The following is a 12496-nucleotide window of genomic DNA, read 5'->3' as shown; positions in this document are numbered from 1 at the left end:
GGTGTAGGACACGCTCGACGATGAGTGTGTCCTACAGTACATTTTAAAGGAATACTTCATCTATTTACTGGTTGAAAGTATAAAAGCGGCAAACTGCATTCCAAACAAGAATGAACTCAATCGTTATCCTTTTAAATGTTTGCACACAGGGGTATCTTGGAAAAGCAAAGTCGCTTTCAAAAGGCTTTGACTTGCATAGTACGGTTTTAAGGGACTGTATCGGTGCAGGGTAATTTATAAAGCAAATTCAAAAATCTTTGGAGGGATTTTATGAAGAAGATCATTGCATTACTGTTGGCAGGTGCCATGATGGTTTCGACAACCGCTTGCGGCAATAACACCGCATCCTCTGCGGCATCCGGTACGGGCAACACTGCTTCCGCAGCAAGTTCAACGGGCACTGGCGCCGTTGCCGCTGCCGATTTGGCTTCCAAAAGCAAATACGCCGGAACTCCTGACGCAGATATGATTACAATCAACTTGGTTCAGGAGCCCCCAGAGTTGAACAGCATGCAGACAACAGATACGGCTTCCGCGAATATTCTGCGTGAAACAATGGCCGGTCTTATGAAGTTGGATGCAAACGACAATCCGGTTCCGGATATGGCGGAAAGCTATACGGTAAGTGAAGATAAAAAGACCTACACCTTTAAGCTCCGCAAGGATGCAAAATGGTCCAACGGCGAGCCGGTAACTTCGAAGGATTTCGTTTTTGCATGGACCACCGCGATGAAGAAATCGACTGCTTCTTCCTACGCCTTTATTTTGACCGATAACATTAAAGGCGGCCAGGATTATTATGATGAAAAGATTAAAGAAGACGGCCTTGGCATTAAGGCACCGGATGACTATACCTTGGAAGTAACCTTTGTCAACCCGATTCCTTATGCTCTTCAGCTGTTCTCGTTCCAGACTTATCTGCCGGTTAACCAAAAAGCATTTGAAGCCGCCGGTGCGGATAAGTATGCGAAAGACATGGATAAGTTTGTCACCAACGGGCCTTACAAGATGGTTGAGTGGGTGCACGACGACCACATTACGCTTGAGAAAAACCCTGATTACTGGGATAAAGACAAAGTTGGCATTCCGAAGATCAAACTGGTTATGATGAAAGATGCCAATGCTACCATGAATGCCTTCCGTGCAGGCCAGTTGGATTTCATGACCCTGGGTGCTGACTCCCTGGCTCAGATGCAGGCACAGGGGCAACCGTATGTTACCTATGCTGACTGCAGCAACTGGTATGTACAGTACAATACCCAGAGAAAACCGTTTAATAATGCGAAAGTCCGCCAGGCTTTTGGTATGGCGATTGACCGTGAAAGCTTTGTAAAGAACGTTCGTAAAGATGGTTCGATTGCAGCACAAGGCATTGTTCCTCCCGGAATTGCCGGTGCCAATGGTGAGTATGCTGAGGCCAGAGGCGATATTTCTCTGAAATATGATCCGACCAAGGCAAAACAGCTGCTCGAAGAAGGTTTGAAAGAAGTTGGCATGACGATTGACCAGCTGAAGCCGGTATTCATCAGCGATAATACAACCGCTGCTGCAAAGGATACCGCTTTCTTCCAGGAACAGTGGAAGACCAACCTTGGTGTTTCTGTTGAATTGAAGCCGCTTACTTTTAAGGCTCGTGTTGCAGCGATGAACAGCGGAGACTTTGACTTTGTATATGCAGGCTGGGCTCCGGATTACAACGATGCAATGACATTCTTGGATCTGTTCACAACCAACAACGGCAGCAACTACGGTAGATATTCCAGCAAGGAATACGATGAAACCATTGCCGCCGCAGCAAAAGAAGCCGATGTTACTAAGCGTCAGGAACTGCTGATGAAAGCAGAGAAGCTCGCTGTCCAGCAGGATGCTCCGGTTTATCCGATTTACTTCAGCGTAATTCCTTACACCACTTCCCAGAAGTTCACGGGTGCTACCCTCACTGGTTTCCAGTCATGGCCTGGAGATTACACGGATGGCGCTAAGCTGACAAAAAAATAATCTTAGCGGACGTTGCCGCCTGAACTTTATAGGCTGATGCAAATAGAGCCATGCTAAAGTGGCTCTATTTGCTTGTGAAAACCGCAAAATTGAGGGGTTAAACTGATTTTTTGCGGTTTTCACAAGCAAAGCCAGCAATTTAAGCGCTAAGCAGACGGAATGTCCTCAATGAATCCAACCGAAGGAGTTGATTGTACTTGCCGAAGCAAGTTCAATACATATTAAAAAGAGTTCTTTATGCCGCGATAACGGTTTTTGTTTTAATTGTTGTCACGTTCATCCTGATGCATATGCTCCCCGGTGATCCTTTTACCGGGCAGAAAGCGATTCCGCCGGAAATCAAGGCGGCCCTGTATGCAAAATACGGCCTGGACCAGCCTCTTGCGGTACAGTTCGTTAAATATTTAGAAAATATTTTAAAGGGCGATCTGGGTGTTTCTCTGCTGGACAAACGGCCTGTTCTGCAAATTATCATGCAGGCGTTCCCGGTTTCCGCAGAATTGGGTTTCCGTGCCCTGATTTTTGCGACCATTATTGGTATTTTGCTTGGTGTTGTGGCTGCTGTTAAGCGCGGTACGGTTTGGGATACGCTCACCATGCTCCTCGCGTTGATTGGCGTTTCCGTTCCGTCGTTTATTCTTGGTGCGTTGTTACAGTATTCTCTCGGACTCCAGCTTTATCAGGCAACGGGAATGCAGATTTTCGCTGTCATGGGATGGGGTGCGTTCAATACGAAACTTCTCCCGGCCTTTTCACTGGCCCTTGGCACGATCGCGACCATCAGCCGACTGATGCGTACCAATATGCTCGACGTTCTGAATCAGGATTACATTAAGACTGCGAAAGCAAAAGGCCTGAGCCAGAGCGAGATTGTGTGGAAGCATGCCGTGCGCAATGCGGTGATGCCGGTTATTACAATTATGGGTCCGTTGGTTGCCGCTCTTTTGACAGGAACCTTTGTGGTAGAAAATATCTTTGCCATTCCAGGCCTTGGAAAATATTTCGTTCAGTGTGTTCAGATGAATGACTATACAACAATTGCAGGAACCACTTTGTTTTATGGATCGTTCCTTGTACTGGCAAACTTAGTGGTTGATATCGTATACGGCCTGATTGATCCACGAGTGAAACTTACCGGAAGCAAGGAGTGAGTGTATAGAAATGATAAAGAAAGCGACGCCTAGTGCAGAGAATAACTCTGCAGAGTCTCAATATACTATAGACAGCCACATTGACGCGGCTGAATTTACGAAAGTTGGTACCGATGAAGCCGGCATGGAAGTGATCGCACGTCCTTCCATAAGCTTCTGGAAAGATGCGTTTAACCGTTTGCGTAAGAGCAAAGTTGCCGTATTCTGTTTTGCTATACTGGTTCTCTTAATTTTGGGTTCCATTATTTTACCGGCAATTTGTCCTTTTAATTTTTCACAGCAGAATGTAGCGTATTCCAACCAGCCACCCATGTGGGTTGACAATGTCAATCAGAAAGTACATATTTTCGGCACCGATACGTTGGGGCGCGATATTTGGGTTCGTGTCTGGATGGGTGCGCGCGTTTCCCTGACGGTTGCCTTTGCCGTGGCGCTGATTGACTGCATCGTTGGTATTATCTACGGCGGCATTTCCGGTTACTTCGGTGGTGCTGTGGATAACGTGATGATGCGTGCCGTTGAGATTATCAGCGGTATTCCTTATTTGATTATCGTTATTCTTCTTCTTATCGTACTGCCCCGTGGCCTTATGACCATTATTATTGCGTACTCCATTACAGGATGGACGGGAATGGCGCGTTTGATTCGCGGCCAGGTGCTCAGCCTGCGCAATCAGGAGTTCCTGATTGCTGCGGAATCCATGGGAGCGAAACCCGCCCGCATTATTGCACGGCATCTTGCGCCGAACATGCTGAGCCTGATCGTTGTGAACGTTACGCTGGATATTCCAAACGTTATTTTTACGGAAGCATTCCTTTCCATGCTGGGCCTGGGCATTGCCCCGCCGCAGTCTTCTTGGGGAATTATGGCCAATGACGGCATTAATGTCTTCCAGATTTATCCCTCCCAGCTTTGGATCCCGGCTTTGTTTATCAGCATCACCATGCTCGCCTTCAATCTGTTGGGTGATCAGATGCGCGATGCGTTCGACCCCAGATTAAGGAGGTAATATTCGAGATGGATCGAGTTTTAGATATTGAAAATCTGCAAGTATCCTTCGATACTTATGCCGGGGAAGTTCATGCCGTCCGCGGTGTGACCCTGCATGTAAACGAGGGAGAGGTACTTGCGATTGTTGGAGAAAGCGGCTGCGGAAAAAGCGTGACCGCCCAGACGATTATGAAGCTGAATCCAATGCCGCCGGCCCGCATTAAGGGCGGCAGCATTACGCTTTGCGGAATGGATATCGTTTCAAAATCAGAGAAAGAAATGCAGGAGATTCGCGGCCAGATGGTCAGCATGATTTTCCAGGACCCGATGACCTGCATGAACCCGACCAAAAAGGTCGGTAAACAGCTGACGGAAACATTAAAGAAGCATAAGCATCTTTCCGACGCGGAATGCCGTAAGGAAGCGATTCGTCTGCTGAAAATGGTTCAGATTCCGAACGCGGAAGAGCGCGTCAATCAATATCCGCACGAGTTTTCCGGCGGTATGCGCCAGCGCGCGATGATCGCAATGGCACTTGCCTGCAAACCGAAGCTGTTGATTGCCGACGAACCGACCACGGCGCTGGATGTTACTATTCAGGCGCAGATTATGCAGCTTATGGCCAAAATCCGCGATGAAACCGGAACCGCGATTATCCTGATTACCCACGACCTTGGCGTTGTGGCGAATTTGGCGGACCGCGTGGCCGTTATGTATGCTGGCAAGGTTGTGGAACAGGGTACGGTTCAGGATATTTTCTACCACCCATCGCACCCCTATACGAAGGCGCTGCTTCGCAGCCTGCCGACGGTTGATACGGACCGAAATGAGGATCTGATTTCGATTCCCGGCACTCCTCCGGATTTGTTTGCGCCGCCGAAGGGCTGTGGCTTTGCAAGCCGCTGCCGTGAATGCATGCGTTTGTGCAAAGACAACCAGCCGCCGGAATTTACGGTTAACGAAGGGCATACTGCTTCCTGCTGGTGCCTGCATCCTGATTTTCCCCGCAAAAAGGAGGAAAAGTAATTGGAAAAAGAAAAGCTGATTACTCTTGACCATATTTCGAAGCATTTCTATCTGGGCAATAAGCAGACCCTCGTTGCCGTGAATGATGTTACGCTCGATATTTATAAAGGTGAGACTTTAGGCGTGGTCGGCGAGTCCGGCTGCGGAAAATCCACCCTGGGCCGTGTTGTTATGGGAATTTACCATCCGACAAAGGGCAAAATTAGCTACCGGGGTAAGGAAGTCAACCTGAAACATACCAAGGACCGTTATAACTATTCGGAAAAGGCCCAAATTATATTCCAGGATCCCTATGCTTCGCTCGACCCCCGTATGACGGTCGGAAGCATTATTTCCGAAGGTATGGAAATTCACAACATGTATGATCGCGAAAAGCGTCAGCAGCGTGTTTATGAGCTGTTGGAAACGGTCGGTCTGAACCGTGAACACGCCAATCGCTTTCCTCATGAATTTTCCGGCGGCCAGCGCCAGCGTATCGGTATTGCCCGCGCGCTTGCCATTGAGCCGGAATTTATTGTGTGTGACGAACCGATTTCTGCACTGGACGTGTCGGTTCAGAGCCAGATTATCAACCTGCTGAGAGACCTGCAGAAAAAGCTCAGTCTGACCTACATGTTCATTGCCCATGACTTGAACATTGTGAAATATATTTCTGACCGGATCGCTGTTATGTACTTGGGCAATTTGGTAGAATTGGCGGACAGCGATGAGATTTATGCCCATACGTTGCATCCGTACAGCCAGGCACTGCTTGCCTCTGTTCCGATTCCGGATCCGGATGAGGAAGCACAGAAGAAGATTCAGCCGATTACTGGCGACGTGCCCAGCCCAATTAACCCCAAGCCGGGCTGCCCGTTTGCAAATCGCTGCCCCTATGCAATGGATGTTTGCCGCTCCGAATCGCCGAAGCTTCGTGAGGTAAAACCCAACCATTTTGTTTCCTGCCACATGGTTCAGCAGCAGGAAAAGGTTTGAACAAAAAAATAAAGTTACCGCAGAAAGCGGCACACCAAGTTTTGGTGTGCCGCTTTTTTCAGTAAAACTTGCAAATTCAATGAATCCAAAATTAATCCAGGCGCATGCTTCATTGGTTTAAAGTTATACCTACAAAAGAAATTTGCAATTATTAAGATAAGATATTTCATAAATGTGAACAATCTGTTTCTAAATCCGACATATTCTGTTAAAAGTGACAATATTGGCTGGAAAAACGAATAAAACAACATTTCCAGTTGCAAAATCACTAAACGCGTAGTATAATCATTTTTAATAAATTGGACTGGAGGTCATACAAGCTTGTTGGGGTCATACAAGTTTGTCGTAGAAAAGCAAAACTGTCCATGTCCTTTACAAAATATCAGGGAGGCAATTCGAATGAAAAAGCGTATTTTAGCGGCCGCTCTTGCTGCGGTAATGCTTTCAGTATCCGCAACGGGCTGCTCTCAAAATTCTAATACTGCTTCGAGCAATGCTGCTGCCGGAGCTTCGGGCGCGGCATCTGCTGCCTCGGGCGACACCATTAAAATCGGCGGTCTTGCTCCTTTAACCGGAAGTGTATCCGTTTACGGCATTGCCACCAACAACGGTATTAAACTGGCGGTGGACGAAGCGAATAAATCAGGCGGTGTACTGGGCCAGCAGATCGAGTATATATCCTATGATGAAAAAGGCGACGCGACGGAAGCGGTAAACGCCTATAATAAACTGGTACAGAACGATCAGGTCATAGCCCTGGTCGGCGACGTAACTTCTACTCCAACCCTTGCAGTTGCACAGGCTGCCGCGAAAGATGGCCTTCCGATGATTACTGCAACCGCTACCGCGGCGGGCGTAACAGCAACCGGGGAAAATATTTTCCGTGCCTGCGTAATCGACCCGTTCCAGGGTGAACTGATGGCTTCTTACTCTGCAAAGAAGCTGGGTGCCAAGACGGCAGCAATTCTTTACAATATGGCCGACGACTATTCCCTCGGTGTGGCGGAGGCTTATAAACAAGCAGCCGCATCGGTCGGTATTCACATTGTAGCTGAAGAAAAATACCAGACCAATGACGTTGACTTCAAGAGCCAGCTTACTTCCATTAAATCCAAAAATCCGGATGTTGTCTTTATTCCGGTATATTATCAGGATGTTGCCTTGATTGCCGTACAGGCGAAACAACTTGGAATTACTTCGAAACTGATGGGTGTTGACGGCTGGGATGGTGTCCTTGATAAGATTGACAAGAGCAACGTCAGCGCGTTGGACGGTACATACTACTGCAGCCAGTATACGGCGGAAAGTACCGACCAGAAGGTCCAGGACTTTATTAAGAACTACAAAGCAGCTTACAACGCAGAGCCGAACATGTTCGCTGTATTGGGCTACGACGCGATGAACATGATGATCGAGTCGATTAAAACGGCCGGTTCCACCGATTCTGACGCGATTATAAAAGCAATGGCCGGCCTGAAGTTCAAAGGGCTGACCGGTGATATTACCTTTGACTCGGACCGTAATCCTGTGAAAACCTGCGCGATTATCACCATTAAAGATGGTGCTTATAAATTCGTGGAATATTACAACAAATAAAAGATAACAGGTTGTAAAACTGAATCTTTTATCCGGGAAGAGGGCGAATTTATTTCCCCTCTTTTTTGGATTATGGTGTAGGAAGGTGCGGTAATGGATTTTTTGTCTCAAATTATTAACGGCTTGGGCATCGGAAGTATCTATGCTCTGGTTGCGCTTGGGTACAGCATGGTGTACGGCATCGTACAGCTGATTAACTTTGCCCATGGCGATATCATTATGGTTGGCGCTTATGTTACCTATGTCGTATTAGTGGTTGCCGGCGCTCCGCTTTGGGTTGCAATACTGGCATCCATTCTGTTCTGCACGTTTGCCGGCGTTTTAATCGAACGGGTGGCGTACCGCAGACTGCTGAACATGAACGCGCCCCGAATTTCCCTTTTAATTACGGCAATCGGCGTCAGCATTTTTTTGGAGAATCTTTCCCAGCTTTTATTCACATCCTCCGGAAAATCCATGCCGAACCTGTTCCCGAATCAACTGCTTGGGCTTGGGGAAGTGCAAATCAGCAGCATTTCGCTGATTAACATCAGCACTTCCGTTATTCTCATGGTTCTGCTCCAGATTTTGGTGAACAAGACGAAGATCGGTAAAGCGATGCGGGCAACGTCGGAGGACGCGGATGCGGCGAAGCTAATGGGCATTAACACCAACACGACCATTGCCTTTACGTTTGGAATCGGCTCCGCGCTTGCGGCGGTCGGTGCGGTTCTGTATTGCAGTGCGTATCCCATGATTACGCCGTACATGGGCGGAATGCTTGGCCTGAAAGCGTTTGTGGCCGCCGTGCTCGGCGGAATCGGCAGCATCCCCGGTGCAATGCTTGGGGGCTACCTGATCGGGATAGCAGAAAGCCTGACAAAAGCAGCCGGCGGCTCCCAAATTACGGACGCCGTTGTGTTCGGAATCCTAATTATAATCCTTCTGTTTAAGCCGGCGGGTCTGCTTGGCAAAAACGTTCAGGAAAAAGTGTAAGGGGGCGGCAGAGATGTCAAAATCAAAAAAAATATCCTATGCAATTACCCTTGTTTTTGTTGTGCTCCTTTACGCGGTGGTGGCTTTGCTCATCAGTCAGGGGACCATTAACCGCTATTACGGTGGCATTATCACTATGATTTGTATTAATGTGATTCTGACAGTCAGCCTCAACCTGGCAAGCGGCTTCCTTGGCCAGCTGGTTCTGGGTCACGCGGGGTTTATGTCCGTTGGAGCTTATACCGCAGCGTTGTTCACGATACATTCCGGGCTTCCGGTTCTGGTTTCGTTCCCGATCGCATTGCTCCTCGCGGGATTGGTGGCGGCGCTGTTCAGCGTGATTATCGGAATTCCCGCATTGCGGCTCCGGGGCGACTACCTTGCGATTATTACCATGGGATTCGGTGAAATTATCCGCGTGCTGATTCTGGCTCTGCCATTTACCGGTGGTGCCCGCGGATTAATCGGCATTCCGGCCGTCGCGCCCAGAAAAAGCGGAATCAACGCCAATATTTTGTTGTTTTCCTATGTGTTCTTTCTTGCCGTCTTAACGGTTTATATCATTTACTCCTTTATTAAGTCACGTCACGGTCGTGCCGTTATTGCCATCCGAGAGGATGAAATCGCAGCGGAAGCGTCGGGTATTAACACAACGTACTACAAGCTTCTTGCATTTATCCTCGCTGCGTTTTTTGCCGGGATTGCAGGAGGTCTGTACGCGCACCATGTGGGTGTTTTAAATCCGGCGAAGTTTGACTTCAACTATTCGATTGAAATTCTCGTTATGGTTGTTTTGGGCGGCATGGGTTCCATTACCGGCTCGGTCATTTCCGCCACGGTACTTACCATTCTGCCGGAGGCGCTGCGCCAGTTTTCGGATTACCGGATGTTAGTGTATTCGATTATTTTGATTATTGTTATGCTCTTTAAACCGTCCGGCCTGCTCGGGCAAAGAGAGTTGTCGATTAAAAAGCTGGTTCAGCGTATTTTTGATACCGAGAAGAATACCGGCAAAGTAAAAAAGGAGGAGGGCTAAACCGTGTCTGTTCTTGAAACAAGGAACCTGGGTATTTCCTTTGGTGGTCTTCAGGCTTTGCAGGATGTTCACTTCTCCATTAACGAGGGCGAAATCATCGGATTGATTGGACCGAACGGCGCAGGCAAAACGACCGTGTTCAACCTGCTGACGGATGTTTATATTCCAACCGACGGTGTCATTGAACTGGATGGAGAAAATATTGTCGGTCAGAAAACCTATCAGATTACGCAGAACGGAATTGCCCGCACATTCCAGAATATCCGCCTGTTCAAGGATATTTCCGTCATTGATAACGTAAAAATCGCCATGAACAGCCAAATGAAATATTCCGTTCTTTCCGGTATCTTCCGTTTTCCTGCCTATCGCCGGGAAGAAAAAGAGGTTTCCAAGCGTGCGCATGAGCTATTGCAGGTGTTCCACCTGGATGAAAACGCGCACGACCTGGCGCGCAACCTGCCTTACGGCCAGCAGCGCAAGCTGGAAATTGCGCGGGCACTTGCCACGAATCCGAAGGTTTTGCTGCTGGATGAACCCGCTGCCGGCATGAACCCGACGGAAACCATGGAACTGATGGAAACCATTCGGTTGATCCGCGACAAGTTCCAGGTTGCCGTGCTCCTGATTGAACACGACATGAATTTCGTCATGGGCATCTGCGAGCATATTGTGGTTTTGGACTATGGGAAAATCATTGCGGAAGGCAACGCGGAGGAGATCCGCAATAATCCGAAGGTGATTGCCGCGTATTTGGGAGGGGAGTAGTTTGAAAAACATCTTTTTCAAACGGGAGGTTATCTCCTTTTCCACCGATGTTCCGGCGAACATTCGGCTATGCCGAGTCGGACAAAACTTCCGAATTGCGGAGAGAGGATGGTTATAAATGGGCGTTATGCTGTCGGTAAAAAATCTTGAGGTTTACTATGGCTCCATTCACGCCATTAAAGGAATTTCCTTTGAAGTAGAGGAAGGGGAAATTGTTACTCTGATCGGTGCGAACGGCGCCGGCAAAACCACAACGCTGCATTCTATTTCCGGTCTGGTAAAGCCGAAGAGCGGGGAAATTACGTTTTGCGGCAACGACCTGCGCAGCACGGACGCGCATAAAATCATTCAGCTCGGCTTGGCGCAGGTGCCGGAAGGGCGCAGAATCTTCGCGAAAATGACAGTGCAGGAAAATCTGGAAATGGGCGCTTATATCCGCAAGGATTCGAATATACAGGAAGATTACGAGCGCGTTTTTCAGCGTCTTCCACGGTTGAAGGAACGCCGCAGACAATTGGCCGGTACCCTGAGCGGCGGCGAGCAGCAGATGCTGGCCATCGGCCGCGCGCTGATGTGTAACCCAAAAATGCTGCTGCTGGATGAACCTTCCATGGGTCTTTCCCCTTTGTTGGTGAATGAAATCTTCCATATTATCCGTGATGTAAATGAATCCGGCGTGACCGTGCTTTTGGTCGAGCAGAATGCGAAAAAAGCACTGGAAATCGCCAGCCGGGCTTATGTACTGGAAACCGGCGCCATCGCCATGCAGGGCGACGCGGATGAACTTTCCAACGATGAAAAGGTGCGCAAGGCATACTTGGGCGGCTAAAAACGGCATACAAAATTTGATAAGAGAACCGGGAACCTGTTAAGTCAAACACGGGTTCCCGGTTTTTTAGAAATCATTTTGATTTTCCACCAGTCTCGTTGACACGCCGTAGAGATTGATTTATACTAATTTTTAATGGAAACAGTTGTTGCAGTGGAAAAAGTTTTGCTGTTTTCCATAAACACAGGATGCAAGGAAAACCGTAAATTGCAGAAACGAGAAATAGACCGAAAAGGCCTGAAAGAGAAGGAGTTTGCAGCATGAAATACACCTTGAAAAACAAGGAACTTACCGTAATGTTCCATACCCTCGGCGGCGAGTTGGATTCGATCCGGGACAATTCCGGTATGGAATATCTTTGGCAGGGGGACCCGAAAGTATGGCCGGGTCAAGCACCCGTACTGTTCCCAATCGTCGGCAGCATCCGCGACAAGAAAGCGATTGTCGGCGGGAACAAAACCTGCTGCATGGAGCGCCATGGCGTTGCCCGTAAAAAGGAATTCGCGTTTGTCGGACAAACGGAAGACACGATTACGTTTTCTCTCCGCGCGGATGAAGAAACCAAAGCACGTTTCCCTTATGATTTTGAGCTTTTGATCCAGTATAAGTTGGAAGGAAAGAATATTACGGTTCAGTACACCGTAAAGAACCCCAATTCGGAAGTGCTACCGTTCCAGATTGGCGGTCACCCTGGATTCAACTGCCCGTTGGCGGCGGACGAAAAATTTGAGGATTATCAGGTCGAGTTCGAGTATGAGGAAACCGCGGACTGCCCGACACCGATTCCGTCTTCCGGTTTGATGGATATTGATAAACGCGTGCGCATGCTTGACCACCAGAAAACGCTTGCCCTGAACCATGACCTGTTCAAGGTGGATGCCCTGATCTTCGATCAGCTGAAGTCCCGAAAAGTGGCGCTGCGCAACCCGAAAACCGGCCGTGGCGTACAGCTTAGCTTTGCGGATTTCAAAAATCTTCTAGTATGGTCCAGCAATAACAACGGCAATTTTATCTGCCTAGAACCGTGGAACGGATTAACCACCGGATTGGATGAAAGCGATATTTTTGAAGAGAAGCGCGGCATCACGCTGCTGGCTCCCGGTGCGGAAAAATCGTTCTCTTATACCATTACGATTCTGAACTGACGGGAACACA

General features: G+C 48.4%; 11 protein-coding genes. All 11 read left to right on the top strand.

The window, feature by feature from the left end; all coding sequences use genetic code 11:
* Positions 1–270 precede the first annotated feature (270 nt).
* The 11 genes from ACSVDI_RS12065 to ACSVDI_RS12015 all read left to right on the top strand — a co-directional run bounded on the left by ACSVDI_RS12065 (position 271) and on the right by ACSVDI_RS12015 (position 12486).
* Positions 271–1998, top strand: coding sequence for a peptide ABC transporter substrate-binding protein (locus ACSVDI_RS12065; RefSeq protein ID WP_457943226.1), 1728 nt, complete (start codon positions 271–273; stop codon positions 1996–1998).
* 197 nt (positions 1999–2195) lie between these two features.
* Entirely contained in the window at positions 2196–3149 is a 954-nt protein-coding gene (locus ACSVDI_RS12060; RefSeq protein ID WP_457943225.1) for an ABC transporter permease, read from the top strand.
* 10 nt (positions 3150–3159) lie between these two features.
* On the top strand, positions 3160–4158 hold the full coding sequence (locus ACSVDI_RS12055) for an ABC transporter permease (RefSeq protein WP_457943223.1): 999 nt from the start codon (positions 3160–3162) through the stop codon (positions 4156–4158).
* A gap of 8 nt (positions 4159–4166) precedes the next feature.
* Positions 4167–5165 carry an ABC transporter ATP-binding protein gene (locus ACSVDI_RS12050; RefSeq protein ID WP_457943221.1) on the top strand — a complete coding sequence of 333 codons (999 nt, stop codon included), beginning with the start codon at positions 4167–4169 and terminating at the stop codon, positions 5163–5165.
* The gene (locus tag ACSVDI_RS12045; protein ID WP_457943220.1) at positions 5166–6140 is read left to right on the top strand and encodes an ABC transporter ATP-binding protein; all 975 of its coding nucleotides are present in this window, start codon (positions 5166–5168) and stop codon (positions 6138–6140) included.
* 399 nt (positions 6141–6539) lie between these two features.
* A complete protein-coding gene (locus ACSVDI_RS12040) occupies positions 6540–7736 on the top strand; it encodes an ABC transporter substrate-binding protein (protein ID WP_457943218.1) in 1197 nt (398 codons plus the stop codon).
* A 93-nt stretch (positions 7737–7829) separates the two neighbouring features.
* A complete protein-coding gene (locus ACSVDI_RS12035; protein WP_457943216.1) occupies positions 7830–8711 on the top strand; it encodes a branched-chain amino acid ABC transporter permease in 882 nt (293 codons plus the stop codon).
* Positions 8712–8724: 13 nt separating this feature from the next.
* Positions 8725–9747 carry a branched-chain amino acid ABC transporter permease gene (locus ACSVDI_RS12030; RefSeq protein WP_457943214.1) on the top strand — a complete coding sequence of 341 codons (1023 nt, stop codon included), beginning with the start codon at positions 8725–8727 and terminating at the stop codon, positions 9745–9747.
* 3 nt (positions 9748–9750) lie between these two features.
* The gene (locus ACSVDI_RS12025) at positions 9751–10512 is read left to right on the top strand and encodes an ABC transporter ATP-binding protein (protein WP_457943213.1); all 762 of its coding nucleotides are present in this window, start codon (positions 9751–9753) and stop codon (positions 10510–10512) included.
* Between the two features lie 118 nt (positions 10513–10630).
* Positions 10631–11341: an ABC transporter ATP-binding protein gene (locus tag ACSVDI_RS12020; RefSeq protein ID WP_457943211.1), complete on the top strand. Its 711-nt coding sequence runs from the start codon at positions 10631–10633 to the stop codon at positions 11339–11341.
* A 260-nt stretch (positions 11342–11601) separates the two neighbouring features.
* Entirely contained in the window at positions 11602–12486 is an 885-nt protein-coding gene (locus ACSVDI_RS12015) for an aldose 1-epimerase family protein (protein ID WP_457943210.1), read from the top strand.
* Positions 12487–12496: the final 10 nt, after the last annotated feature.

The organism is Caproiciproducens sp. LBM24188 (assembly GCF_054130445.1).
This window is presented reverse-complemented; position numbering and strand designations above follow the sequence as displayed.